Here is a 24,042-nt window from a genome sequence, read left to right as displayed (position 1 = left end):
CGTGCGCGATCGCCCGGGGAGCGGGCTCCTCCGGGTTCGGGTTACTTGTCGGAGCGCAGTCTCGGCGCGATCGCCCGCGGAGCGGGCTCCTACGGGTTCGGGTTACATGTAGGAGCGCAGTCTCTGCGCGATCGCCCGCAGAGCCGGCTCCCCCATCGGTTCACAACCAAATGCAGTCCCAGAAGCTGTATTCAGCCGGAGAGCGTGCCAGCCCTGCACGCAGGGGATTGGCGATGATATAGCGTGCCAGCGCCCGCAGGTTCTCTTCCCGGCGCACGGCGTGGTCGTGGAAACCACGCTGCCACACCGACCCAATGTCAGGACAGCGTGCCCTCAGGTTCCGTGTTGTGTGTGCTTTTACGAAGCGTACTGTCGCCGACAGCTCCGCACCTGCCTTCAGTTGGAACATCCAGTGCACATGGTCCGGCATGACAACGAAGCAGAGTGTGGTGGCCGAAGCCTCGGCTTCCCGCAGGCTCTGAACCAGTAGGCGCGCGTTCTGGAAACTGGCAAACAGCGGCCTGCGTTCGGCGCATACGGTGGTTACGACGTAAATCAGATTCGCCCCGGAGTAGCGCCCCTTGCGCAGGGCGTGCGATCTGGGCATGTTCGGGAGCCTCGCGCTGGGGATGGAGGCTGATAATCGCCCGATGGTCGGGTTGAAGCCACGTCAGAAGTGGCCAATTTTATCCGGCTATGTAGGAGCGCACTCGGTGCGCGATCGCCCGCGGAGCGGGCTCCTACGGGGTTACCACGCGATGCCGTAGTCATCCCCGTAATCACTGGCGCCGCCCTGCATGGTGCCGTGTTCGTGGTCAAACCAGATCGCCGTAGTCGGGTTGTAGGTGCGCTCCACCACCTCGACTTGATAGCCCATGCGGGACAGCTCGGCGCGGGTGAAAGGCGACACCAGGGGCGTCACCTGCAGCCGTCCGGGCTCGGCCTGGTGGGCGCCGAAGGAGCTCTGCATCTGGTAGCTGAGGATGTTGTGGGCCTCCGCCGCCTGCTGCACGTTCATGTCGAACTCGACCATATTGAGGAAAAACTGCAGCAGGTTCTGGTCCTGGGTGTCGCCGCCCTGTACGGAAAACGCCATCAGCGGTTTGCCGTCCTGCAGCGCCATGCTCGGGGTCAGGGTCACCCGCGGGCGCTGGCCGGGCTGCACCACGTTGTAGGGATTCAGCGCTTCGTCCAGCACAAAGCTCTGCATCCGCTGGCTGAGGCCGACGCCGGTATTACCCGCCACGAAGGCCGGAATCCACCCGCCTGACGGGGTGACGGAGACCACCCAGCCCTCGGCGTCCGCGGCCTGAATGGAGGTGGTGCCGGCGAGGAAAGCCTCATCGGCAGTCATGGTATTGGCCTGCTGGAAGCCTTCCGCGCCCTCGGCCTCCGCGTCGGGGGGAATGGGGGACCAGGCCTGGCGCAGCGCCTCGAAGGGGTTTTTGCCGCCCTGGAAGGGGTAGGGGTCACCCGGCTTGAGGTCGGTGAGGTTGTGGTCGCTGGGCATCAGCTGGCGTCGCTGCTCTGCGTACTTTTTCGACAGCAGGCCTGCCACGGGCTCCTCGGGCGCGACGTAAGGGTCGCCGTAGTAGAAGTCGCGGTCGGCGAAGGCGAGGTTCATCGCCTGATACAGGGTGTGGATATAGCGGGTGCTGTTGTAGCCCATGGCCTTGAGGTCGAACCCTTCCAGCAGGTTCAGGGCCTGCAGCATGGCGGGCCCCTGGGTCCAGGTGGTGAGCTTGTAGACGTCGATGCCGCGATAGCTGACGCTCACCGGGTCCTCGATGATCACTTCCCAGTCGGCCAGATCCCCGGCGGTGATCAGCCCGCCCTGTTCCTGGGTGGCGCGGACAATCTCGGCGGCGATATCACCGCGGTAGAAGCGTTCGTTGGCGGCCATGATCGCGGCCTTGCGGTCGCTGCCCGCTGCCAGTGCCTCGGCCTCGGCGGCTACCAGTTTTTCCAGGGTTGCGAGCAGGTCGGGCTGGCGGAAGACTTCCCCGGGGGCCGGCGCCGCGCGCTGTTCCGGCTGGTCGGCGTCGTAGTGGGGCAGGAACACCCGCCGCGAGTCGGGCCACTGCTCAAGGATGTCGCGGCGGCTTTCGATATAGCGGGCCTGGGTTTCCTCAATCGGATAACCCCGGGCCATTTCCATGGCCGGCGCCAGTACCTGCTTGAGGCTGAGACGGCCGTACTCCGCCAGCATCACCATCAGCCCACCGGGTGTGCCGGGAGTGACCGCGGCCAGCGGACCGTATTCCGGCGGGTACAGCATGCCCTGCTCGCGGAAGAATTCGGGGGTGGCGCCGGTGGGTGCCACCCCCAGCGCGTTGATGCCTTTCACTTCGCCGGTATGCGGGTTGTAGATCAAAGCCTGGGTTTCGCCGCCCCAACCCAGCACGTCCCACATGGTCGAGGTCACCGCCAGCATGGCCGCCGCGGCGTCGATGGCGTTGCCGCCCTGCTGGAACATCATCGCCCCGGCGGTCGCACCCTGGGGTTTGCCGGTCACCGCCACCCAGTGTTTACCCAGCAGCACCGGGCGCGCGGTTTTCTGCGCCAGGCTGGTGGCGGGCAGGGCGAGGGCACAGATCACCGTGGCGAGAGTGGCCCCGCGGAACAGGCGTGAAATCGTGGGTTTTATCATGGCTGTCTCCTGACGTCAGGGGCAGAGCATAGCAAAGATGGGCGCTCGGGGTACTTGCGCGCTGATGACTGAAAATGGACGCATATGATGACTGGTCGAGGTCTGCCGCTGTGGGAGAATTGGTAAATCGCTGGAGGAGGGCTACTCTGTCAGCAGTGCAGTTCGATACCTTGCGCTATGCGCGTCGGCTGAAAGATGTGGGCGTAGCGGGAGACCAGGCGGAGGTACAGGCAGAACTTATGGCTGAGGCATTCGGTTTCTACGTAGACAACAGTCACCCGGGACTACCTCGACGCGACCCTGGACGCCCGCTTCGCCCGGCAGGACGCTTGCATTGATGCCCGCTTCGCCCAGGCTGAAGGCACCCTGCGCCTGCACAGCGCCCTGCTCGCGATCATCGCCGCCGCTGTGTTGGTGCCGCAACTGTCGGCGCTGGTGCTGCGCTGACAGGCAGGGCTTCGGCGGCGCTGATCAGCTGCTGGCATTCCGCGCCGCGAACCCCTTCCCACCCTGAAAATATGTTACGCTTCAGGCACTTGTCCACAGGGTAGCCTCCCATGCATTGCCCCTTTTGTGCCGCCGATGACACCAAGGTGATTGACTCGCGGCTGGTCGCCGAGGGCGACCAGATCCGTCGCCGCCGCGAGTGCCTCAGCTGCAAGGAACGCTTCACCACCTACGAGGTGGCGGAACTGGTTATGCCGCGGGTCATCAAGCAGAACGGCAACCGCGAGCCCTTCGACGAAAACAAGCTGCGGGCGGGCTTCCAGCGCGCGCTGGAGAAACGCCCGGTGTCGGTAGAGGACATCGAGGCCACCATCAATCACATCAAGCACGCCCTGCGCGCCACCGGCGAGCGCGAGGTGGGTTCCCGGGTGCTGGGTGAGCTGGTGATGGACCATCTCAAGCAGCTGGACCAGGTGGCCTACGTGCGCTTCGCCTCCGTCTACCGCAGCTTCCAGGACATCTCCGAATTCCGCGATGCCATCGAGCGCCTGGAAGCCGAGCCCAAGCGCGAGCGCAACGGCGCCGTCTGAGGCCGCTGCCTTGGCCTCGCCCGACACGTAATGACCGACTCTCACTTCGATACGCGCATGATGGCCCGGGCCCTGCAGCTGGCCCGCCGCGGGCGCTATTCCGCCATGCCCAATCCCCACGTCGGCTGCGTGCTGGTGCGCGATGGCCACATCATCGGCGAAGGCTTTACCCAGCCCGCCGGGGGCAACCACGCTGAGATCGAGGCGCTCGCGGCTGCCGGTGATGCCTGCGGCGCCACCGCCTATGTCACCCTGGAACCCTGCAGCCACCACGGCAAGACCGGGCCCTGTGCTGAAGCCCTGCTCGCCGCGGGGGTGAGCCGGGTGGTCGCGGCGCTGGAGGACCCCAACCCCCAGGTGGCCGGCAGCGGCCTGGCCCGGCTGCGTGAGGCGGGGGTGGAGGTGAGCTGCGGCCTGCTTGCGGCGGAGGCGGAGCAGGTCATTCCCGGTTTTATTGCCCGCATGCGCCGGGGCCGCGGCCGGGTGCGGGCCAAACTGGCGATGTCCCTGGACGGGCGCACTGCCATGGCCTCGGGCGAAAGCCAGTGGATTACCGGACCCGCCGCACGGCAGGATGTGCAGCGGCTGCGGGCCATGAGCTGTGCCATCCTCACCGGTGCCGGCACCGTGCTGGCGGACAATTGCGCGCTCACAGTGCGCGCGGCGGAGCTGGGCATGGAGCCGGCGGATGCCGCCCGCGCCAGCGCCCGCCAGCCCCTGCGCGTGGTGCTGGATTCAAGGTTGCAGGCGCCCGCGGACGCCCGCGTCTTCAGCGAGGATGCAGCGACCCTCTGGTGCCACGGCGCGGACACGCCGCCGCCTGCCGCGCCGCCGGGCGCCACCACCGAGCTGCTGGCCCTGGACCGCGGCGACCACGGTCTGGACCTGCAGGCCCTGCTGGCGGAGCTCAACAGGCGGCAATGCAATGAAATTCTGGTAGAATCTGGCCCCCGTTTGGCGGGGGCCCTGCTGCAACTGGGCCTGTTGGACGAATTGATCGTATATATGGCGCCCACCCTGCTGGGGAGTTCGGCCCGGCCGTTGCTGGAATTGCCGCTGGCGCAGATGGTGGAGCAGGTGCCGCTGACGCTGCTCGACGTGCTCAGGGTGGGTGAGGACTGGCGCTTTACCGCCGTCCCCCGGCGCTAAAGCTCTCCCGCCCGGGCCGCCGCTTACCGGCAGCCCACCAGAAACAGGACCACAACATGTTCACAGGAATTATCCAGGCCGTCGGCACGATTGCCGCGCTCGAGCCCTCCGGCGGGGATATGCGGCTGCGGGTGCACGGCGGCAAGTTGCCGCTGGATGACGTCGGTCTGGGCGACAGCATCGCCACCAACGGCGTCTGCCTCACGGTCACCGAGCTCCCCGGCGATGGCTACTGGGCGGATGTGTCGCGGGAAACCCTGGATTTCACCACCCTCGGCGGGCTCAAATCCGGTAGCCGGGTCAACCTGGAGAAGGCACTCACCCCCGCCAGCCGCCTCGGTGGCCATATTGTCAGCGGCCATGTCGACGGCGTGGGCGAGGTGGTCAGCGTGGTGGCGGACGGCCGCTCCTGGCGCTACGTCATGCGGGCGCCGGACGGGCTGGCGAAGTACATCGCCCACAAGGGCAGCATCTGCGTCGACGGCACCAGCCTGACTGTGAACGCGGTCAACGGCGCCGAGTTCGAGCTCAACATCATCCCCCAGACCTGGGCCGAGACGGTGTTCGCCGAGTACCGCCCCGGCAGCCGGGTGAACCTGGAAGTGGACGTGATCGCCCGCTATCTGGAGCGCCTGGTGCTGGGTGAGGACGCCGCCAAACCCGGTCACCAGGGCGGTATCTCCCTGGCCACCCTGGCCGACAACGGCTATCTGCGCGGCTAGGTGGGGCCGCCTAGGTGGGGCCGCCCAGGTGGGGCCGCCCAGGTCGCAACGCTCATAAGGATTCGATTGGCATGCAAGTAAACAGCGTAGACGAACTGATCAGCGACATCCGCCAGGGCCGCATGGTGGTGCTGGTGGACGATGACGACGACAGCCACAACGAAGGCGTGGTGCTGGTGGCGGCGGAGCACGTTACCGCCCAGCACGTGAACTTCATGGCCCGCCAGGCCCGGGGCCTGGTGTGCCTGACCCTGACCGAGGAGCGCTGCCGGCAGCTGGACCTGCCGCCCATGGTGCCCGCGGCCCGCAGCGAGAAGTCCAACTTTACCCTGTCCATCGAGGCCACCGTGGGCATAGACACCGGCATCTCCGCCGCCGATCGCGCGCGCACGGTGTTGGCCGCGGTCGCACCCCATGCGGTGCCCGCGGATATCGTCCAGCCCGGGCATATTTTCCCGCTAACGGTCACTCCGGGTGGCGTGCTCACCCGCGCCGGCCACACCGAGGCCGCGAGCGACTATGCCAGCCTGGCCGGACTGCTGCCGGCGGCGGTTATCGCCGATATCCTGACCCCGGACGGCGTGCTGGCCGACGGCCCGGCGCTGGTGGAATTTGCCGCCCGGCACGGCCTGAAGATCGGCACCATCGCGGACCTGATCCACTTCCGCATGGTCAATGAGCGCACCATCGAGCGGGTGCGGGAAGGCGAGATCGAGACCAGTCACGGCCCCTTCCGCCTGACCGTGTACCGCGACGACACCGGGGGCCGGCTGCATCTGGCGCTGTCCCGGGGCGAGATTGTCGCCGACGAGCCGACCCTGGTGCGGGTGCATGTCGCCTCTACTCTACGCGACCTGGTCACCAGCCAGGTGCCGGGCCGGGCCTCCTGGAACATCGGCGCCTGCCTGGCCAGGGTGGCGGCCGCCGACCGCGGTGTCATCGTGCTGCTCGCGGGGCAGGAGAGTGCCGGGCAACTGCTGGACAGCGTCGACATGGCCCTGGGCCAGGCGCCCTCCAGCACCGGCGCACTGCCCGACACCTACACCACCGTCGGCCTTGGCTCCCAGATCCTGAAGGACCTCGGGGTCGGAAAAATCCACCTGATGGGCGCGCCCATCAAGTACAATGCGATTTCCGGTTTCGACCTGGAAGTACTCGAATACCTGGCGCCCTGACACGGGGCCCAGCGGACAAGGAACAGGCAATGGCAAACATCAAGACAATCGAAGGGGATTTCACCGGCAGCGGCGGCAAGTTTGCGCTGGTGGTGGGGCGCTGGAACAGCTTTGTGGTCGAGCACCTGCTGGAGGGCGCCATCGACGCCCTGCGCCGGCACGGGGTCAAGGATGCCCAGCTCACCATCGTGCGCGCCCCCGGCGCTTTCGAAATCCCGCTGGTGTGCCAGCGGGTGGCCCAGAAAGGCGGCGTCGACGCCATTATTGCCCTGGGCGCGGTCATCCGCGGCGGCACCCCGCATTTTGAATACGTCGCCGGCGAGTGCACCAAGGGTATCGCCCAGGTGAGCCTGGAGCACGGCATCCCCATCTCCTTCGGCGTACTCACCGTGGATTCCATCGAGCAGGCGGTCGAGCGCTCCGGCACCAAGGCCGGTAACAAGGGCGCGGAAGCTGCTCTGTCGGCGCTGGAAATGGTCAGCCTGCTGGGCCGGATCGGGAGCTGACGGGGCGCGTGAACAAACAGGCCCGCAATACCCTCGCCGCCGAGCGCCACAAGGCCCGCCACTACGCCATGCAAGCCCTGTACCAGTGGCACATGGCCGAGGCGCCGGTGAACCAGATCGAAGCCGAGTTCCGCGCCGACTACGACTTCAGCCACGTGGACCTGGAGTACTTCCAGGCCCTGCTGCACGGCGTTCCCGCCAGCGTCACCGAGCTGGAAGCGGTTTTTGAGCCCCTGCTGGACCGCAAGCTGGATGACCTCGGTCCTGTCGAGCGCAGCCTGTTGCGTATGGGCACCTGGGAGCTGCTGCACCGTGTCGACGTGCCCTGGAAAGTGGTGATCAACGAGGCCGTTTCCCTGGCGAAAAAGTTCGGCGCCACCGACAGCCACAAGTACATCAACGGCGTGCTCGACAAGGTCGCCCGCCAGCTGCGCAAGGCCGAAACCGAAGCCGACGCCTGATGCCGGCCGACGAATTCTCCCTGATAGCCCGCTACTTCTCCGCCTTCGGTGCCGGCCCCGCCGTGGCGCTGGGCGTGGGCGATGATTGCGCCATCCTGAAATTGGAGCCGGGTGAACGCCTGGCCACTTCCGTCGATACCGTAGTGGCGGGCGTGCATTTTCTGGAGGAGAGCCTGCCCGAGGATGTCGGCTACCGCGCGGTGGCGGCGGCGGCCTCCGACCTCGCGGCCATGGGCGCGCGCCCCTTGGGCATGACCCTGGCCCTGACCCTGCCCGACGCGGACGAGCTCTGGCTGCACAGTTTCAGCCAGGGCGTGGGCGCTGCGGCTACGGATCTGGCGCTGCCCCTGGTGGGCGGCGACACCACCCGCGGGCCGCTCACCATCACCGTGCAGGTGTTCGGCGCCCTGCCGGCGGGCAAGGCCCTGCTGCGGGGCGGCGCACAGCTTGGCGATGCGGTGTATGTCTCCGGCACCCTGGGGGACGCCGCGGGCGGGCTGGCGCTACTGGAAGGCCGCTACCGGCCGGACCCGGCAGCGGCGGAATACCTGGAGCAGCGCTTTTTCCGCCCATCGCCGCGGCTGGCGCTGGGCATGCTGCTGCTCAATGAGGCCAGCGCCGCCATCGACATTTCCGACGGCCTGCTGGCGGATGCCGGCCATATCGCCGCCGCCAGCGGGGTGCGAATCCAGCTGGACCCCGAACGGCTGCCGCTGTCGCCGGCCCTGGCGGCCCACCCTGACCGCGACCAGGTTTTACGCTGGGCGCTGGCTGGCGGCGACGATTACGAGCTGTGCTTCTGCCTGTCCCCCGGCGCCGCCGTGCCGGCAGACTGCACCCGCGTTGGCGAGGTGGTGGCCGGCGAAGGCGTGTCTTGCCCCGGCTTCGATGGCCTCGCCGCGGGCTACAACCACTTTCTCTAACCCGCGCTCTCTCTGTAGGAGCCCGCTCTGCGGGCGATAGCCACCAATCGCCCGCAGAGCGGGCTCCCACTCGTACAGATCGCCCGCGGAGCGGGCTCCCACACAGCGGGCTCCCACACGGCGGGCTCCCACACAGCGGGCTCCTACACGGCGGGCGCGGTACGCAGTACACTGTTTGCACTCCAGGATGGGAACCACCCTATGGCCTCCAACCCCGCCGCGCCACCGCCAGGCATCCTGCGCCACCCGGTGCAGTTGCTCGCCTTTGGTTTCGGCAGCGGCCTGTCACCCAAAGCCCCCGGCACTGCGGGCACCCTGGTCGCTATCCCTCTGTTCCTGCTGGTCAACGCTGCGCTGGCCAACACCGCATCGCCCTTGCTCTGGTACAGCCTGTTTATTGTGGTCACCGCCGTCGCCGGGGTATGGATCTGCGACCGCGCCAGCGCTCAGCTGGGGGTACACGACCACCCGGGCATCGTCTGGGACGAATTCGTCGGCTACTGGATCACCATGTGGGCGCTGCCCGCGGGTTGGGTCTGGGTATTGGCGGGCTTTGTGGCGTTCCGCATTTTCGACATCCTCAAGCCGTGGCCGATCGGGTGGCTGGACCGGAAGGTCGAGGGTGGCTTCGGGATCATGATCGACGATGTGCTGGCGGGAGTGATGGCCTGTATCTGTGTCCATGTTTTAGTTTGGCTGGTGGCGGCGGGCTGAAGCCTTTATTTTAGCTTGCCGCCACGGCGGTCAAGACTCCCAAGGTTTCAAATCGTCAAAAATGGCGAATGAAATTCAAGAAGATTCTCTGACATGGGCCCACCGCGGGCGCCCGATCCCGGCTCCCGCTACTTCAAACGCCTGGCTACCGCGCGGGCAAAGGCGGTGAAGTCCTCAAGATGGTCGCGGGCGATGGCGTGTACGATTGCCATGTCCAGCGCGCTGTAGCTGTGGACGGCCACGTTGCGGAAGCCCACGGACTTCTTTATGCGTGCTGCTAAATTCGCATCGATAATTCCTTCTGCAGCCAGCAGGTCGAAAGTGCTGCCCATGGTTTCTGGCGTAGGTAGTCTGCTGTCGCTGAGAAGGTGAGTTCCGATGTCCACGCACTGCTGTACAGCGCGACTCAGGTTGAGCACAACAATATCCTGGGCGTCAATGTCGCGCATAAACTCCTCGACCGCGTCCGGACACTTGCTCCTGACCCGCTCAAGGCTGCGACGAAGAGATTCCAGTTTTCTCTCTACAATTAACCGATCCATGATTCCCGGCGCTCTTTCAGCATGCGCTGAACGTAGGGGTAGAAGTCCTCCATCATGCCAAGATGTCGGCTAACCCACTCCGCGTGATCGGATGAGCTGCCTTTGACCTGAATGCCATGGCGCAGGATTTCGCCGAGGAGTGGCCCGCCACAGACGGTCAGGTCGACAAGATCCACCGGTCGCCCCAACAGCCCCGCCAGATTTTCGATCAGCGCAATGCGTTCCTCGACCGACAGGGAGGGGCGGGCCAGCACGGCGAGGTCTAGGTCGCTGCCGGAATGAGCGGAACCGCGAGCCAGCGATCCGAACAGGTAAGCCAGATCAATCCGGGACTTGCTTTCAAGGAGCCTGGTGATGGCTTCGTGTGTGTCTGGCATAGAAGTTGGCTCATGCGCACTGTCGTTATCATACTTCAGCACCAGGACCTTTACGAATTACAGCCATGTGGCTTCGTCGGTGGTGGTCTTGCTACACTCCATCGCAATATAACCCACAAGGTGCAGCGGATGGCACATGCCGGCAGTAAGGCTCGGGCAGCACCCCGGATCGGCCTAATGTTCCTGCTGTTGCTGGCCAACCCCCTGCTGTGGCCAGCAGCTGCCCAGGCACAGGCGGCATCCGTCACCGTGGAAGCCCTGCTGCCCAACACGGCCGTACTGATGATCAATGGCCAGCGCAAGACACTGAAGGCCGGCGCCAGCTTCCAGGGCGTGAAGCTGCTCAGCGCGGACGCCTCCGTCGCGGTGCTGGAGATCAACGGCGAGCGCCAGCGGCTGGGCCTTAACCGCGCCATCACCACCAACTATGTGGCCCCTGAGCGGCGCCAGCTCGACATTCCCCGCAACGACCGCATGCAGTACATCACCACCGCCTTGCTCAACGGGCGCAACATCCAGGTGATGGTCGATACCGGCGCCAACGTGGTGGCGATGAACGCCCGCCAGGCGAACGCGCTGGGAATCGATTACAAGGCGGGGGTACCTTCGAAGCTGGAAACCGCCAGCAGCATCATTGACGCCTGGATGGTGAACCTGCAGAGCGTGGAGGTGGGCGGCATCCGGGTGGAAAATGTGCGCGCGACGGTGGCCGAAGGAGACTACCCCTCGACCATCCTGCTGGGCATGAGCTACCTGCAGCACGTGGAAATGCGCGAGAGCGATGGCGTGCTGTCCCTGTCGCGGGCCTGGTGACCGGGCGACCACACCGGCGCGCCAAAAGTGCTAAACTACGCCCCCTTTTCCAGCCGGACAGCTCCTGTGTCAGTACGCTACGTTGAATCCTCCCGCCTGCCCACCGCCTGGGGGGTATTCGATATCCACGGCTTCGAGGATCCGGACGCCAACAAGGAGCACGTGGTGCTGACCATGGGCGACGTGGGTAGCGGCGAGCCGGTACTGGCCCGCATCCATTCCGAGTGCCTGACTGGCGACGCCCTGTTCAGCCTGCGCTGCGATTGCGGCAATCAATTGGAAGCGGCCCTGAAAGCCGTCTCCGCGGAAGGCCGCGGCGCGATTTTCTACCTGCGCCAGGAAGGCCGCGGCATCGGCCTGCTCAACAAGATCAAGGCCTACAAACTGCAGGACGCCGGCGCCGACACGGTGGAAGCCAACGAACAGCTGGGCTTCGGCGCCGACATGCGCGACTACAGCATCCTCGGCCCCATGCTGCGCCACCTGAACATCACCCGGGTGCGGCTGATGACCAACAACCCCCGCAAGGTCACCGCCATGGAAGAGAACGGCGTGGAGGTGGTCGAGCGCGTGCCGCTACACTGCCACAGCAACCCGCACAACGAAAAGTACCTGCAGACCAAGGGCGCCAAGATGGGCCATTTCGCCGCCGAAAAACCGTAGGAGACGCCCCCCAGTGGGAGCCCGGTCCCCCGGGCGATAACCCCCCCCATCGCCCGCGGGGCGGGCTCCCACAGAAGGTGTGCGGAGCCTCGCTTGTGGGAGCCCGGTCCTCCGGGCGACAAACCCTAAACCCTCCTGTCCACCACAATCCGCGCCAACCCCCGCAGCATATCCGCCGAATCCCCAAACCCCTCCAGCGCCTCCAGGGCCCCGTCCAATAGATGCTCAGCACTCTCCCGCGCCCCGGCGAGGCCCAGCAGGCTGACATAAGTAGTCTTGTTGGCCGCTGCGTCCTTGCCGCCGGTCTTGCCCAGGGTGGCGGTGCTGCCCTCCACATCGAGGATGTCATCCACCACCTGGAAGGCCAGGCCGATATGCTCACCATACCGTTCCAGCGCCGCCCGCTGGCTGGCGGAGGCGCTGGCGGCGATGGCCCCGAGGCTGAGCGCGGCGCGGATCAGGGCGCCGGTCTTGAGGGCGTGCATGCCCTGAAGCTCCTCAAGCTGCAGCGGCCGGCCGGTACTGGCGATGTCCACGAACTGCCCGCCGACCATGCCCCCCAATCCTGCAGCTTGGGCCAAGGCCTTGATCATGCTCACTTTTTGCTCTGCCGAGAGAGCGTGGGCATCGACGAGGAGCTCGAACGCCCGCGCCTGCAGGCCGTCCCCGACCAGAATCGCGGTGGCCTCGTCGAAGGCCTTGTGCAGAGTGGGGCGGCCCCGGCGCAGGTCGTCGTCGTCCATGGCCGGTAGGTCATCGTGAATGAGGGAGTAGGTGTGAATCAGCTCCAGGGCGCAGGCGGGATTGTCTAGCGCGCTGTCCAGCTCAGGCCCGGCACCGGCGGCCCGGGCCGCCGCATAGAGCAGGCAGGGGCGGATGCACTTGCCGCTGGTTTCCAGGGCATAGCGCACCGCGGGCTCGAAATCCGCCAGACCGCGCGCCAATTCAGGCTGATCCCCGAGGCCCCCGTGAGCCTGCAAGCCGGCCTCACAGCGCTCCCGGCACCGCGCCATGAACTCCGCGAGAAGAGCGTCGCTCACTCCCCGTCGTTCTCCGCCGCGCCCGGGTCCTCAAAGGCCTGGGCTACAGGCTTGCCATCCTTCTCCAGCAGCAATTGCACCTTTTGCTCCGCTTCCTGCAGTGATTGCTGGGCCTGACGGATAAGCTGTACCCCCTGTTCGAAGTCCTGGAGGGACTGTTCGAGGCTGGTTTCCGAGTCCTCCAGGCGCGTGGTGAGGGCCTCGAGTTGGGTCAGGGTGTCGGCGAAGGTGGGGGTGGTGGGCTTCTTGGGCATGGTGTCTCGCTGAGTTGAATCGCGTGAGCGCAGTACTATAGCAGGGAGGCCCGCTTTTGGGTGAGGTCAGGACCACCGTATTGGCCCATGGGAAGGCCGAGCGGCGCTTTAGCGGTGCAGCGCAAGGGTGCCGCATTGTTGGGGGTTGGCGGATAAACCGCTGACCGGTAAACACGCCAGATTTTCAGCCCGCCGCCATCGACTGCACCAGTGGAATCACCACCGCCAGCGTGACATTGGGCCCAGCAGTGTGTCTTAGATCTTTACGGTTCTTCTCTGGGCGCCATTCATAACCGAAAAGCGTCTCCGCGGACGCTTTTACCCCGAGCCGGCGACCGTCGATTGGACTAGCGGAATCACCACCGCGAGGGTAATGATACTGAGCAGCACGGTGTGGGCAAACATCAAAAGCGGGCATATTCCTGCCTCTATTGGGGCCGCCGTGTTATTAAGGGTGTCGAAGCATTGTATCGCTACGGGATTGATGGTAATACGGGTATTACCAAAGTGCCTCAGAGGAGGAACCATGGAAACCGAGACCAGCAAGCTGACTTCCAAGTATCAGGCGACCATTCCGGAGGCGGTACGCAAGGCAATAGGCCTGCAGGCGGGCGACCGCATTGCCTTCGATATTGAGGATGGCGTGATCCGTCTGCGCAAGGCCGTTCCCCTTGACCTGGAGTACTGTCGGGCACTGGAAGGGACCCTGAGCGAGTGGAATACCGCCGAGGATCAAGCGGCCTACCGTGACCTTTGAGTGCTTCGATGTAGTTGTGGTGCCGTTCCCGTTTACCGATCGGTCGACGGAAAAACGGCGCCCGGCGCTGGTGCTCTCCGCTGGTGCGCGCTTCAACGTTGCTGCGGGCCACGCAGTGATGGCAATGATCACCAGCGCCCGTCACTCAAGCTGGCCCCTGGATGTCGAAATCAAGCACCTGCAAAACACGGGGCTATCGGCGGCCTCTTTGGTGCGGATGAAGCTGTTTACCCTGGACCTACGCTTGGTGATCCGCAAGGCCGGCGCTCTGCATGCCGAAGACGCGAGCAGGGTGCGGGAGGCTGTGGGAAAGCTATTCGGGCAAGGTTGACCTCAAAGAATAAACCCCAACTCCGACTGGTGGGTAATCTGCCGCAGGCAGTGCGAGGGCGCGGTGCTCTTCACGCCCTCGATCGGCACAATCCGCTCATGCAGCAGGTGGGTCAGCTGCTCCAGTTCGTTGACGTTTAGGGTGCAGATCAGGTCGTGACGGCCCAGGGTGGTGGCAACGAAGCTCACTTCCGGGATTCCGGCCAGGGCCTTGCAGACGGCGCGGCCGCTGCCGCCGTGGACGTCAATGCCGACGAAGGCCGCATTCATGGGCCCGCCCGGGTGCAGTTGCAGGTAGGCAAAGCTGATCTGCTTTTCCTGCTGCATGCGCCGGATGCGGTTGCGCACCGCGGATTCCGACGCGCCAATCTCGGCGGCAACCGCGCGGTTACTCTTGCGGGCGTTCTGGCGCAGGCTGGCGACGATTTTATGGTCCAGTGCATCCAGCAGTTTGCGCTGCTCCGGAGTGTCGCTGGCGGAGTGGGGTTGATAGCCGCGGCGGAACTTCCATACATCCAGGGCCAGCGCCGGTGCAAGCCGGGCCACCCCCGGCAGTGCCGGCAGGGTTTCGGTAAGAAAGGTGCTCACCGCTTCCCGCGAGGCCAGCGCCGCCACCAACTCGATGTCGTAACGCCCAAGCACCACATTGACTGTGAGCGCCGCGGGTAGCGCCGCAATCTGCGCCGCTACCTCAAAGGGCGAGTAATGCTCCACATTGATGCCAATCAGCAGCAGGTACTGGTAGCCCGCCGCGTACAGGTCCACCAGCGGTGCCAGGCCGATCGCGCCTGCGTCCAACAGCCGGTCAATGCGGCGGCGGACCGTGACCGGCGTCGCATCCACGCACTCAGCAATGTCCTGGGTGGAGCGCCGCAGGCCCCCGTCCAGGGCCGCCATGATGGCGGCATCCAGATCGTCAGGCTGGTAGGGTACCGCGCGCGACGCCGCTTTCACAGGCGCATGGTCAGGCTCAGCTCCACGGTACGGGGCCGGTTGTAGCTGCCCTCGAAGTAGCCGAAGAAGCCGCTGCCGTCAAAGCCAGAATTGAGCACCCGCTTGTCGCCGAGGTTGGTGCCGATCAGCGCCAGCTCCCAGTTTTCGCGTGGCGCGCTGTAGATCAGCCCGACGCCAAACAGACTGTGCCCGGGCACCTCCAGGGTGGGGCTGTTGACCGCGTTGAGGTAGTAGCTGTCGCTGTAGCGCATGTCGCCGCGCAGCAGCAGGTTGCCACGGTCACCCAGATTCCACAGGTAGTCCAGGCCCAGGTTGAAGGTCATTTCCGGCGTATGCTTGAGCTCGGTGTCGGTATAGTCGCCGGTTACATCCACCCAGCCATCGGAATCATCACTGAGGTAGCCCAGCCCGGCCTGTATCTGCCAGCTGTCCGTAGGCAACCAGGTGGCCTCCAGTTCCACCCCCTCGATGCTTGCCTTGGAGGCGTTCTCCACCGCTACCGAGCCTGCGCGGGTGATCAGAACCTGGATATCCTCGTAGTCGTTGTAAAACATTGCCCCGTTCAGACGCAGGGTGCGTTGCAGCAGGTCCGCCTTGAGGCCGATCTCGTAGCCGGTGAGGATCTCCGGCTCATATTCCTGCAGGTCTGCCGCGCTGCCGAAGGCCCGGCCGTTGTAACCACCGCTGCGGAAACCGCGGCTGACGTGGGCGAAGGCCATGACATCGTCATTGAACTGCCAGGAGAGGCCCGCCTTGGGTGAAGTGTTGGACCAGTCCTGGGAACAGTCGAAGTAGGCCGTGGGCTCATCGAATGCGCAGCTGTCCACCGGCAGGCCGGGGATAAAGAACACGTGTGGCACCCCGAAATCGAAGTTGCTGATCTGCTGGGTAAAATCCTTCTCCTCGCGGGTATAGCGAATGCCGGCGAACAGATCCAGCTGCTCGCTCACGGCATAGCTGGCGTGGGCATAGGCAGCGTAGCTGGTTGTTTTCTGGCGGTTGTCGAAGGAAACCGAGGTGCCCAGGCCCTGGATGATGATCAGGTCGGTGTCGTCCTGGGTATCCTCCTCGAAGTAGTACAGGCCCCCGACCCACTCCAGTGGGCCGTGGGTGCCGACCAACTGGAATTCCTGGCTGAACTGCTCGTGGTCCTGGTCGTGCACGTCGCCGTTGTAGTTCACCAGGCTGTTGTCGCCATCGCGGCCAAACAGGGCTTCGACTTCCCGGTAGCCGGTGATGGATTTCAGCTCCAGGGCCTCGCTGACCTGCCAGGTGTTGGTCCAGTTCACCCCCAGGCCCTCGACATCGTCATTGGGCAGTGGTCCACCGGCACCGGAGCGGTCGATATCGACATTGGGTGTGCAGCAGGGGTTGCCCGGGTTGACCAGGTTCCAGAGGTCGCCAAAGGTTGTGCCGTCCTGCCAGGTGAGCATCACATTGGGGTAGCCGGTCTGGTCCTGCTCGTGCCAGTCCACAGACAGGGTGGACTCGAAACTGTCGCCGGGAGTCCAGTTCAGGATCACCCGGGCGGTGGCGAGGTCCACATCGCCGGCATCATCTCCTGGCCGCTTCTGCCAGCCATCCGCTTTGCGCTGGAGGTAGGATCCACTTACTGCCAGCGTATCGCTGATGGCGGTCTGGCCGTACACGGAGATGCCGCGCAGGTCCCGGGAGCCCGCGCTCAGCTTGACCTCCGCGTCGGTGTCCCCCGTGGGCTTGCGGGTGATCACGCTGATGGCGCCGCCGATGCTGTTCTTGCCAAACAGCGTGCCCTGGGGGCCCCGCAGCACCTCGATGCGCTCCACATCAGACAGCTCCAGGTTGGCGCCGAAGGCCCGGGACAGATAAATTCCATCCAGGTACAGGCCCACTGCCGGGTCCGTAGTGAGGATGAAATCGAACTCCCCCACCCCGCGCAGGAAGGCGTTGACGGTGGAGCTGCCGCCGCCGGTGCCCACGGTGAAGTTGAGGTTCGGGGTTTGCCGCTCGATGGCGGTCAGCTGGTTTATGCCGGCCTGGGCCAGGGCTTCGCCACTGAGGGTGGTGATGGATACAGGCGTGGTCTGCAGGCTCTCCGCGCGCTTGCGGGCAGTGACGACCACCTCTTCGAGGGTGGCGGCCAGGGCGGGCAGGGGCAGGGTGGCTGCGGGCAGGCCAGTGGTCAGTGCGGCAATGGCGGCTATGAGATACTTCTTTTTCATTGTGACTCTCCGTGGAAATGCGAATTGTTATTGGTCTGAACTAGGTGTTACGGCAATCGGAACATTGCCCATTCTGGGCATGCCGGTGTAGGGATCGAAGTCCACCTCGGTATTGAGCAGGCGGCCGGTGTTGCTGCCCAGTTCCCGGAACTGCGCCTCCTGCCCCGGCAGCCCGCCAAAGCCGTGGGTCATTGCTATTACACCCGGTCGCAGCGTTGGGTCGGCCTCCGCGATTGCCTGGATGTGATCCCAGGGAGACCGCAGGCAAACAGTCGCCCCCGTTTCGATCCCCAGGCGAGCGATATCTTCGGGATGCATAAAGGCAGGGTTCCAGGTCTTTCCCGCCCGGAGCTTCGCTATGTTCCTTCCGGTTGAATTCATGAAGTTGTTGCTGCGGCGGGGTATCAGTCGGAAGGGGTACGCGATGTCATCAGCGCTGGCAGCGGAAGCCTTGGTGGACCACACCTGGAGTTCCGCCATCATTGTTGGGTCATCCAGGCGCAGGCGCGCCGTACAGTCAGCTTCCCCTGGCGCAATCAGCACGTCCTGCTGCCGCAGAAGGCCATGGGGATGTGCTGCCACCTCGTCGTAGTCCAGCCGGCTGTTGGCGCACATGCGCCGATAGAGTCCTTCCGTGTCCAGTGCCTCGTAGCGGCCGAGCTGGAAGCCGCTCATTCGCGACTCAGCATAACTACCAAAGCCGTAGGCCATTCCCAGATCGAGGTCCAGGTCCAGATGGCGGGCGACATCCCACAGAAACTGCCATTCCTCCACTAGGTCCGCGTTGGCGGGAGGATCAACGATGGCCGGGCTGATCTGCCCGTAGCTGCCCGGTATCCCCATGCCTAGGCCATAGTATTTGCCGGTTTCCGCCGGCTGGCTCATCCCGGGCGTCTCCAGCGTCAGCCTGGGGGCGATGACATAGTTGGCCAGTTGCGAGGTCTCCGACAGCTGCGGATCAAAGGTCACCAACAACTCCAGTGACTCCATGGCGGCCATGGTCTTGCGCTGGTCCGGCCAGGCGGTCATGGGGTTGCCGCCAAGACAGATCAGCGCCCGCACCTGGCCAGGCCCTGGCAACAGAATGTCCTCGGCCAGTGCCGCCGTGGGCATGCCCGCGACCGAATCACCGAGGCCGCGCACGCGCATCTGCTCGCCAAAGCCCCAGGCCGGAAATGGCGCGCATGCCTGCGCCCTGGGCTGCCAGGGTGGCAGCAGTCCGTTGGGGCGGGTGACGGGCTCATCGGCCCGTGGCCAGCGCCCGCACAGGGTTGTCAGGGCCAGCGCGAGGTACTCGGTGAGATTACTGTTCATGGAAAAGCTGGCGCCAGTACCGGTGTTTACGCCACCCGATGTACCTGAGGCGAACAGCCGGGCCGCCCTTGCCAGCGTTTCTGCATCAATACCAGCCCGTTGCGCCACCACCTCGGGCGTGAACGGTTCAACCTGCGCGGCCAGTGAATCCATACCTTCAGAGTGCTGGGCGACGAAATCTTGATCGTAGAGGGACTCCCGGATAATGACCCGGATCATACCCGCGAGAATGGTCGCATCCTCACCTGGGCGCGGCTGCAGGTGAATAGCGGCGCGGCTGGCGGTCTCGGATGTCCTGGGGTCCACCACAATCAGTTTCATGCCGCGTTTAACGGCGTCCTTCAGCTTCTGGGCAGGGTTCTGGCAAGGGATGCCGGCCGCTTTGGAGATTACCGGGTTGACACCGATAAGCAGCCAGGTATCGGCTCGCTCGAAATCCTGATCACCGCCCTGCCAGATGCCGTGCAGGGCCTGGGCAATTTGCTTGTTAGGCTGATCAATCGTGTTGGCGGTGAAGAACATCGGCGAACCGAGTGCGCGCAGCAGGGCATATGCCACCAGGGGGCCGCCGGGATAGGGCAGGGAGTTGGTGCCTATGTATACCGCTACTGACCGGGGGCCGTGTTTGGCGACAAGTGCCCCCAGTTGATCGGCAATTTCCCGCGCTGCCTGTGTGCTGGGGATAGGCTCCAAATCGCCTTCCTCGCTCCGTTTCTGGCTTTGCAGCAGGCGATCGGGGTGGTTATGCAGTTCCGGGAGGGCCCGCCCTTTGGGACAGGTATAGCCCTTGAACAGGGGATTGTCCGAATCACCGGTGACCCGGGTAAGCTTGCCCGCTTCGACCGTGGCGAGGATGCCACAGTGGGCGATACACAGTCGGCAGATGCTGGGCCGGGTAGTGGTCATGGACTGTCGCCTTGGTATGGTGCAGCAAGCCTCTATTATTCGAACGGTCCCCGGTCGGGTAAATGGGGCCGCGTATAGGGAACAAGGATAGTTCAAATATTGGCGAAATGCGTAGTATATTTATTCTATAGTGCGCATTTGGTTGATTGATGGTTCACAAAATTATGATTACAGTTGCGATGGTTACGGATTCGTCGGGCGTGTTCAGGACCGAGTGTCCGGTCCATGCTCCCGAAACCAGGCATAGGCCTCTCTGAGCCCATCTTCCAGGCCCATGGTTGCCTGCCACCCCATTGCCGCAAGTTTAGACACATCCAGCAGCTTGCGCGGCGCACCATCGGGCTTGCTGGAATCGAAAACCAAGCGGCCGCCAAAGCCAGTAAGTGCGGGGATGACGTGACTGTTCTCTGGGTGGTAATTGTCGCCGGGGCCATAGAGATTCGTCGGCATGACTGAGCGGTAATCGCGGCCGTGCTGGCGGTTGTAGCTCTCGCGGAGCTTGATACCGGCGATCTTGGCGATGGCATAGGGTTCGTTGGTGGGTTCCAGCACACCCGTGAGCAGGGCGCCTTCACCCATCGGCTGGGCCGCCATTCTGGGGTAAATGCAGGAGGAGCCAAGGAACAACAGCTTCTGTACACCCGCCCGATGCGCTGCGTGGATCACGTTGGCCGGGATCAGCAGGTTGTCGTAGAGGAAATCGACTGGGTAGCTGCTGATGGCGTGAATGCCGCCGACTTTTGCGGCCGCGAGGTAAACCTCGTCGATAGTGTGATCCGTGAAAAAGGCCTCCACCGCGGTTTGACGGGTCAGATTCAACTCCGCATGGGGAGAGGTAATCAGGGTACAGTCTGCGCGGCTCTCCAATTGCCGGCACAGGGCGGAGCCAACCAACCATGCCGGCATGCCCGGCAACATAGATAAGGCATGCCTCCGGGCTTCCTTTAGATCCTCTGCAACCATCTCCGCACACATCTGCCGGGCGGTGATCTCAGGCTCCCAACCCAGTGCTTCCCGCGCGCGAGTGGCGTCCCCCATCAGGCTTGCGACCTCTGCCGGGCGGAAGTAGCGCCTGTCTACGCGCACGATGGCATCTCCGATCGCCAGGGCGGGAGCCTTGTCGCCCTCGATGCTCTCCACAATGCCCACCTCATCCAGGCCCTGGCCTTCAAAGCGAAGTTGCAGACCAATCTCAGCGGCGCTCCAGCGCACGAATTCGCGCACGGAATACTGCTTGCCGGTGGCGATCACGAAGTCTTCGGCCCCCTCTTGCTGCAGCATCAGCCACTGCATGCGCACGTAGTCCCGGGGGTGGCCCCAATCGCGGAGTGAGTCCATATTGCCCATATACAGGCAGTCTTCCAGCCCCTGGGCGATATTGGCCAGGCGGCGGGTGATCCTGCGGGTTACGAAGGTCTCGCCGCGCCGGGGAGATTCGTGACTGAACGGGATACCGTTGCAGGCGTACATGCCGTAAGCTTCTCGGTAGTTTACCGTGATCCAGTAGGCGTAAAGTTTGGCGACGGCATAGGGCGAACGGGGATAGAAGTGAGTGGTTTCGCGCTGGGGGGGTTCCTGTACCAGGCCATAAAGCTCGGAAGTTGAAGCCTGGTAGAAGCGTGTCTTGCGTCCAGGCCCAGCAGCCGAATGGCTTCCAGGATACGCAGCGTGTCCATGGCGTCGACATCCGCGGTGTACTCCGGTGACTCAAAACTGACCGTCACATGGCTCTGGGCGCCCAGGTTGTAGACCTCATCCGGCTGGACCTGCTGGATGATGCGGGTAAGGCTGGAGGAATCCGTCAGGTCGCCGTAATGGAGCATGAAGCGCTGGTTGTCGATGTGGGGGGCCTGGTAGATGTGGTCCACGCGTTGAGTGTTGAACAGCGAGGCACGGCGTTTGATGCCGTGGACTTCGTAACCTTTTTCCAGCAGGAACTCGGCCAGGTAGGAGCCGTCCTGGCCGGTGACACCGGTGATTAGTGCTGCATAGATGGCTCTGTTTTTTGGTCTGATGCAGCTCGCATCCTACACGGGCCAGAGTGGATGACGAAATAATGAAAAAGTCAAATGGGCCAAGGCCAATCACGGGAAGGACCAAATGGTATGTGATAGACTTTTGATGCCATAAGTGCCGTTTTATGTGTTCAAGGGTGGTTAGGTGAAACTGCAGCGCAGCAACTCACAGAACGGTTAATCAGATGAATCCGGCGCTGCCCAGACATCAATGAAACTCATCCCCAATGTCATCCACCGCCGCATCGCGCACCGGCCGAATCTGGTCAAGATCGTCGATAACATAGGCTGGCTATTCTTAGACAAAATACTGCGTTTGGGGGTCGGCCTGTTTGTAGGCGTATGGATTGCGCGCTACCTTGGGCCGGAGCAGTTCGGTCTGCTGAATTTCGCATTGGCATTCACAGGGTTGTTCGGTGCAATCGCCGCGTTAGGCCTGCAGGGGATAGTCGTACGCGACATAGTCCGTGATCCCCAAAGCGCCAGGCTCACTCTCGGCACTGCTGCACTGCTGCAACTTGTCGGTGGAGTCGTGGCCTATCTGCTGATCCTATGGGTAATTGCTCTTCTACGCCCGGATGACGCGTTAGCACGTAGTATCGTGGCTATCCTGGGTTCGATTATGTTTTTCAAAGCCAGCGAAGTCGCGGTGTACTGGTACGAATCGCAAGTGCAGTCCAAATACGTTGTCTGGGTACAAAACAGCATCTTTCTCGTATTTGCCGCAATCAAGGTGCTGCTGATTTTGCAAGACGCGCCGCTCACTGCCTTTGTGTGGGCCATGCTAGGCGAATTGGTAGTGACCTCAATGGGCCTACTCGTCCTGATGAGTGTTCGTGGCGTTCCCCTAATCCAGCTTGGTGTGAGCCTCTCCCGTGGAAAGACGCTGCTTCGCGACAGCTGGCCACTGATCATGTCCAGTATGGCCGTTGTCATCTACATGAAGATCGACCAGATTATGCTTGGTCAGATGCTCGGCGACGAAGCGGTAGGCGTCTATAGCGCGGCGGTGCGGATCAGTGAGGTCTGGTACTTTATCCCAATGGTGATTGTTGCATCTGTATTTCCGGCAATTCTGGAAGCAAAGAAGCACAGCGAAGCACAATATTACGCGCGCCTGCAAAAGCTGTACGACTTGATGGTTTTAGTAAGCGTCTCAGTGGCGCTGCCCATGTCGTTCCTCGCCACACCAGTAGTCACATTATTGTTTGGCGATGCATACGCGCCCGCTGGCTCAGTATTGGCTATTCATATCTGGGCGTCAGTATTTGTCTTTCTTGGAGTTGCCAGTAGCAAATGGTTTCTTGCCGAGAACCGCCAAGTGCTCAATATGCAACGAACGGTTCTGGGTGCGATTATTAATGTTGGGCTGAATAGTTGGCTCATTCCTCTTCATGGGCCAGGAGGGGCAGCAATTACGACTGTCGTTTCATACGCAATGGCAGCGTACCTTTCGGACTGTTTGCAAGCAGAAACCAAAGAGACCTTCATGATGAAATCGAGTTCTCTAAACGTATTTAAGTCGATATCCAGATTGATGTAATCGTTGAAAAAGCCGATGAACTTTCCATTGCAGACACTAATGAGGTACAAAGGCCGTGTGCCGGCGCCTCTCAAGAACCTCATCCAGCGACTGATCGATTGCTTGACTTGGGACCCGTGGGCCAATCGTTCTTGGTCACAGGAAGGTGAGGATATGGTGTTGCGCCGCATCTTCGACAACAAGGAGAAGGGGTTTTATGTGGATGTCGGAGCTCATCATCCTAAACGTTTCTCCAATACTTATCTTTTCTATAGGAGGGGGTGGTCGGGTATCAACGTTGATGCAATGCCGGGTAGCATGGACCTTTTCGAGAAATGGCGGCCAAGAGACATCAATTTGGAAGTGGGTGTTGCGCAGATGACGGGAACCCTTGGCTACTATGTATTCAATGAGCCCGCTCTCAATGGGTTTTCCGCCGAGCTATCGCAGGAGCGTGACCAGGGAGACAGTTCGTACAGGATCAAAGAGGTAATTAATATTAAAGTTCAGCCACTTGCTGATATTTTGGCAACTCACCTGAATGATATAGAAATCGATTTCCTTACGGTGGATGTAGAGGGATTAGATCTTGAAGTACTCAAATCCAATGATTGGTCCAAGTACCGGCCGAAATATGTGCTGGCAGAGATCTTGAATTGTGATCCGGAACGCCTTAATGAAAGTCCGATTGGGCAGTTTATGCAAGATATACAGTATGGGTTCTACGCCAAGCAGATGAATACATTGTTTTTCAGAGACGAAAAGATCGACATTCCGTGATGGATACCTCTACATACTGTGACTCGGTGAATACAGCTACGTTGTTTTTTATCTTTAATCGGCCTGATACCGCCGCCAGGTCTCCTAAAAGCATTCGCACCACTAAAATTCTTGCTTGTATGTCGCAGCCGGTGGTGCGCGCATCGATTGTGAAAAGTCCCCGTTTTAGCAGGCTGCTGAAAAAGGCATGATTTTGACGCACTCAACTTCCTCGTCGCTCCATGTCCCAAGTTTGGT

The 24,042-nt window shown here is 62.9% G+C and carries 24 protein-coding genes and 1 pseudogene; 14 read left to right on the top strand and 11 right to left on the bottom strand.

Annotated elements, in window-relative coordinates:
* Window positions 1–160 precede the first annotated feature (160 nt).
* Together Q6D67_RS17505 and Q6D67_RS17500 are read right to left on the bottom strand one after the other, a co-directional pair.
* Window positions 161–607 carry a transposase gene (locus Q6D67_RS17505; protein ID WP_304706964.1) on the bottom strand — a complete coding sequence of 149 codons (447 nt, stop codon included), beginning with the start codon at window positions 605–607 and terminating at the stop codon, window positions 161–163.
* Between the two features lie 141 nt (window positions 608–748).
* On the bottom strand, window positions 749–2,650 hold the full coding sequence (locus Q6D67_RS17500) for a gamma-glutamyltransferase family protein (protein ID WP_304706963.1): 1,902 nt from the start codon (window positions 2,648–2,650) through the stop codon (window positions 749–751).
* Between the two features lie 557 nt (window positions 2,651–3,207).
* Here Q6D67_RS17500 and nrdR point away from each other — a divergent pair.
* From nrdR to Q6D67_RS17460, 8 genes are all read left to right on the top strand, one after another.
* Window positions 3,208–3,687 carry a transcriptional regulator NrdR gene (gene nrdR, locus Q6D67_RS17495; RefSeq protein ID WP_304706962.1) on the top strand — a complete coding sequence of 160 codons (480 nt, stop codon included), beginning with the start codon at window positions 3,208–3,210 and terminating at the stop codon, window positions 3,685–3,687.
* Window positions 3,688–3,717: 30 nt separating this feature from the next.
* Entirely contained in the window at window positions 3,718–4,836 is a 1,119-nt protein-coding gene (gene ribD / locus Q6D67_RS17490; RefSeq protein ID WP_304706961.1) for a bifunctional diaminohydroxyphosphoribosylaminopyrimidine deaminase/5-amino-6-(5-phosphoribosylamino)uracil reductase RibD, read from the top strand.
* A 56-nt stretch (window positions 4,837–4,892) separates the two neighbouring features.
* Entirely contained in the window at window positions 4,893–5,558 is a 666-nt protein-coding gene (locus Q6D67_RS17485) for a riboflavin synthase (protein ID WP_304706960.1), read from the top strand.
* 71 nt (window positions 5,559–5,629) lie between these two features.
* Window positions 5,630–6,733: a 3,4-dihydroxy-2-butanone-4-phosphate synthase gene (ribB, locus tag Q6D67_RS17480; RefSeq protein WP_304706959.1), complete on the top strand. Its 1,104-nt coding sequence runs from the start codon at window positions 5,630–5,632 to the stop codon at window positions 6,731–6,733.
* 29 nt (window positions 6,734–6,762) lie between these two features.
* The gene (gene ribE / locus Q6D67_RS17475) at window positions 6,763–7,239 is read left to right on the top strand and encodes a 6,7-dimethyl-8-ribityllumazine synthase (protein ID WP_304706958.1); all 477 of its coding nucleotides are present in this window, start codon (window positions 6,763–6,765) and stop codon (window positions 7,237–7,239) included.
* Between the two features lie 8 nt (window positions 7,240–7,247).
* Window positions 7,248–7,700, top strand: a complete 453-nt coding sequence (nusB, locus tag Q6D67_RS17470) for a transcription antitermination factor NusB (RefSeq protein WP_304706957.1) — start codon at window positions 7,248–7,250, stop codon at window positions 7,698–7,700.
* Window positions 7,700–8,623, top strand: a complete 924-nt coding sequence (gene thiL, locus Q6D67_RS17465) for a thiamine-phosphate kinase (RefSeq protein WP_304706956.1) — start codon at window positions 7,700–7,702, stop codon at window positions 8,621–8,623. The genes nusB and thiL overlap by 1 nt, the downstream gene beginning before the upstream one ends.
* Window positions 8,624–8,824: 201 nt before the next feature.
* Complete coding sequence (locus tag Q6D67_RS17460) at window positions 8,825–9,337, top strand: phosphatidylglycerophosphatase A (protein WP_304706955.1); 513 nt, start codon at window positions 8,825–8,827, stop codon at window positions 9,335–9,337.
* Window positions 9,338–9,465: 128 nt separating this feature from the next.
* Here Q6D67_RS17460 and Q6D67_RS17455 read toward each other — a convergent pair whose 3' ends face one another.
* Together Q6D67_RS17455 and Q6D67_RS17450 are read right to left on the bottom strand one after the other, a co-directional pair.
* Window positions 9,466–9,879 (bottom strand): DUF86 domain-containing protein, encoded by a 414-nt coding sequence (locus tag Q6D67_RS17455; RefSeq protein WP_304706954.1) that lies wholly within the window; start codon window positions 9,877–9,879, stop codon window positions 9,466–9,468.
* On the bottom strand, window positions 9,867–10,256 hold the full coding sequence (locus Q6D67_RS17450; protein ID WP_304706953.1) for a nucleotidyltransferase domain-containing protein: 390 nt from the start codon (window positions 10,254–10,256) through the stop codon (window positions 9,867–9,869). Before Q6D67_RS17450 ends, Q6D67_RS17455 begins: the two co-directional genes overlap by 13 nt.
* A gap of 177 nt (window positions 10,257–10,433) precedes the next feature.
* Between Q6D67_RS17450 and Q6D67_RS17445 the strand changes: the two genes are divergently transcribed.
* Window positions 10,434–11,069 carry a TIGR02281 family clan AA aspartic protease gene (locus Q6D67_RS17445; RefSeq protein WP_304706952.1) on the top strand — a complete coding sequence of 212 codons (636 nt, stop codon included), beginning with the start codon at window positions 10,434–10,436 and terminating at the stop codon, window positions 11,067–11,069.
* A gap of 66 nt (window positions 11,070–11,135) precedes the next feature.
* Window positions 11,136–11,732 carry a GTP cyclohydrolase II gene (gene ribA, locus Q6D67_RS17440; protein ID WP_304706951.1) on the top strand — a complete coding sequence of 199 codons (597 nt, stop codon included), beginning with the start codon at window positions 11,136–11,138 and terminating at the stop codon, window positions 11,730–11,732.
* 125 nt (window positions 11,733–11,857) lie between these two features.
* On the opposite strand, the gene Q6D67_RS17435 is transcribed toward ribA, so the two are convergent.
* Both Q6D67_RS17435 and Q6D67_RS17430 read right to left on the bottom strand, forming a co-directional pair.
* Entirely contained in the window at window positions 11,858–12,772 is a 915-nt protein-coding gene (locus Q6D67_RS17435; RefSeq protein WP_304706950.1) for a polyprenyl synthetase family protein, read from the bottom strand.
* Entirely contained in the window at window positions 12,769–13,026 is a 258-nt protein-coding gene (locus Q6D67_RS17430) for an exodeoxyribonuclease VII small subunit (protein WP_304706949.1), read from the bottom strand. The genes Q6D67_RS17435 and Q6D67_RS17430 overlap by 4 nt, the downstream gene beginning before the upstream one ends.
* Window positions 13,027–13,552: 526 nt before the next feature.
* Here Q6D67_RS17430 and Q6D67_RS17425 point away from each other — a divergent pair.
* The gene (locus tag Q6D67_RS17425) at window positions 13,553–13,783 is read left to right on the top strand and encodes a type II toxin-antitoxin system PrlF family antitoxin (protein ID WP_304706948.1); all 231 of its coding nucleotides are present in this window, start codon (window positions 13,553–13,555) and stop codon (window positions 13,781–13,783) included.
* Window positions 13,773–14,114: a type II toxin-antitoxin system PemK/MazF family toxin gene (locus Q6D67_RS17420; RefSeq protein WP_304706947.1), complete on the top strand. Its 342-nt coding sequence runs from the start codon at window positions 13,773–13,775 to the stop codon at window positions 14,112–14,114. The genes Q6D67_RS17425 and Q6D67_RS17420 overlap by 11 nt, the downstream gene beginning before the upstream one ends.
* 2 nt (window positions 14,115–14,116) lie before the next feature.
* Here the strand turns inward: Q6D67_RS17420 and Q6D67_RS17415 are convergent, their stop codons facing one another.
* The 5 genes and pseudogenes from Q6D67_RS17415 to gmd all read right to left on the bottom strand — a co-directional run.
* Window positions 14,117–15,067 carry an Lrp/AsnC family transcriptional regulator gene (locus tag Q6D67_RS17415; RefSeq protein ID WP_304706946.1) on the bottom strand — a complete coding sequence of 317 codons (951 nt, stop codon included), beginning with the start codon at window positions 15,065–15,067 and terminating at the stop codon, window positions 14,117–14,119.
* Window positions 15,064–17,268: a TonB-dependent receptor gene (locus Q6D67_RS17410; RefSeq protein ID WP_304706945.1), complete on the bottom strand. Its 2,205-nt coding sequence runs from the start codon at window positions 17,266–17,268 to the stop codon at window positions 15,064–15,066. Before Q6D67_RS17410 ends, Q6D67_RS17415 begins: the two co-directional genes overlap by 4 nt.
* Before the next feature lie 27 nt (window positions 17,269–17,295).
* A complete protein-coding gene (locus tag Q6D67_RS17405) occupies window positions 17,296–19,488 on the bottom strand; it encodes a molybdopterin-dependent oxidoreductase (RefSeq protein ID WP_304706944.1) in 2,193 nt (730 codons plus the stop codon).
* Window positions 19,489–19,692: 204 nt separating this feature from the next.
* Window positions 19,693–20,394 carry an NAD-dependent epimerase/dehydratase family protein gene (locus tag Q6D67_RS17400; protein ID WP_370551984.1) on the bottom strand — a complete coding sequence of 234 codons (702 nt, stop codon included), beginning with the start codon at window positions 20,392–20,394 and terminating at the stop codon, window positions 19,693–19,695.
* Between the two features lie 15 nt (window positions 20,395–20,409).
* Window positions 20,410–21,482 (bottom strand): annotated as a pseudogene (gene gmd / locus Q6D67_RS17395) (GDP-mannose 4,6-dehydratase); the annotation flags it as partial.
* Between the two features lie 232 nt (window positions 21,483–21,714).
* On the opposite strand from gmd, the gene Q6D67_RS17390 reads away from it, so the two are divergent.
* Together Q6D67_RS17390 and Q6D67_RS17385 are read left to right on the top strand one after the other, a co-directional pair.
* A complete protein-coding gene (locus Q6D67_RS17390; RefSeq protein WP_304706943.1) occupies window positions 21,715–23,046 on the top strand; it encodes a flippase in 1,332 nt (443 codons plus the stop codon).
* A 15-nt stretch (window positions 23,047–23,061) separates the two neighbouring features.
* On the top strand, window positions 23,062–23,805 hold the full coding sequence (locus Q6D67_RS17385) for an FkbM family methyltransferase (RefSeq protein WP_304706942.1): 744 nt from the start codon (window positions 23,062–23,064) through the stop codon (window positions 23,803–23,805).
* Window positions 23,806–24,042: the final 237 nt, after the last annotated feature.

Source organism: Haliea sp. E1-2-M8 (genome assembly GCF_030649675.1).
Lineage (GTDB): Bacteria > Pseudomonadota > Gammaproteobacteria > Pseudomonadales > Halieaceae > Haliea.
The sequence above is the reverse complement of the archived record's forward strand: the minus strand, read 5'-3'. Positions and strand labels throughout refer to the sequence as shown.

What these genes read in the sequence shown, in the direction of transcription:
- Q6D67_RS17455 (WP_304706954.1), bottom strand. Translation starts at nt 9,879, where the DNA reads ATGGATCGGTTAATTGTAGAGAGAAAACTGGAATCTCTTCGTCGCAGC.
- Q6D67_RS17405 (WP_304706944.1), bottom strand. Translation starts at nt 19,488, where the DNA reads ATGACCACTACCCGGCCCAGCATCTGCCGACTGTGTATCGCCCACTGT.
- Q6D67_RS17500 (WP_304706963.1), bottom strand. Translation starts at nt 2,650, where the DNA reads ATGATAAAACCCACGATTTCACGCCTGTTCCGCGGGGCCACTCTCGCC.
- Q6D67_RS17430 (WP_304706949.1), bottom strand. Translation starts at nt 13,026, where the DNA reads ATGCCCAAGAAGCCCACCACCCCCACCTTCGCCGACACCCTGACCCAA.
- Q6D67_RS17505 (WP_304706964.1), bottom strand. Translation starts at nt 607, where the DNA reads ATGCCCAGATCGCACGCCCTGCGCAAGGGGCGCTACTCCGGGGCGAAT.
- ribB (WP_304706959.1), top strand. Translation starts at nt 5,630, where the DNA reads ATGCAAGTAAACAGCGTAGACGAACTGATCAGCGACATCCGCCAGGGC.
- Q6D67_RS17445 (WP_304706952.1), top strand. Translation starts at nt 10,434, where the DNA reads ATGTTCCTGCTGTTGCTGGCCAACCCCCTGCTGTGGCCAGCAGCTGCC.
- Q6D67_RS17385 (WP_304706942.1), top strand. Translation starts at nt 23,062, where the DNA reads ATGAACTTTCCATTGCAGACACTAATGAGGTACAAAGGCCGTGTGCCG.
- Q6D67_RS17450 (WP_304706953.1), bottom strand. Translation starts at nt 10,256, where the DNA reads ATGCCAGACACACACGAAGCCATCACCAGGCTCCTTGAAAGCAAGTCC.
- thiL (WP_304706956.1), top strand. Translation starts at nt 7,700, where the DNA reads ATGCCGGCCGACGAATTCTCCCTGATAGCCCGCTACTTCTCCGCCTTC.
- nrdR (WP_304706962.1), top strand. Translation starts at nt 3,208, where the DNA reads ATGCATTGCCCCTTTTGTGCCGCCGATGACACCAAGGTGATTGACTCG.
- ribE (WP_304706958.1), top strand. Translation starts at nt 6,763, where the DNA reads ATGGCAAACATCAAGACAATCGAAGGGGATTTCACCGGCAGCGGCGGC.
- Q6D67_RS17485 (WP_304706960.1), top strand. Translation starts at nt 4,893, where the DNA reads ATGTTCACAGGAATTATCCAGGCCGTCGGCACGATTGCCGCGCTCGAG.
- Q6D67_RS17390 (WP_304706943.1), top strand. Translation starts at nt 21,715, where the DNA reads ATGAAACTCATCCCCAATGTCATCCACCGCCGCATCGCGCACCGGCCG.
- ribD (WP_304706961.1), top strand. Translation starts at nt 3,718, where the DNA reads ATGACCGACTCTCACTTCGATACGCGCATGATGGCCCGGGCCCTGCAG.
- Q6D67_RS17400 (WP_370551984.1), bottom strand. Translation starts at nt 20,394, where the DNA reads ATGCCGGCATGGTTGGTTGGCTCCGCCCTGTGCCGGCAATTGGAGAGC.
- Q6D67_RS17460 (WP_304706955.1), top strand. Translation starts at nt 8,825, where the DNA reads ATGGCCTCCAACCCCGCCGCGCCACCGCCAGGCATCCTGCGCCACCCG.
- Q6D67_RS17425 (WP_304706948.1), top strand. Translation starts at nt 13,553, where the DNA reads ATGGAAACCGAGACCAGCAAGCTGACTTCCAAGTATCAGGCGACCATT.
- Q6D67_RS17410 (WP_304706945.1), bottom strand. Translation starts at nt 17,268, where the DNA reads ATGAAAAAGAAGTATCTCATAGCCGCCATTGCCGCACTGACCACTGGC.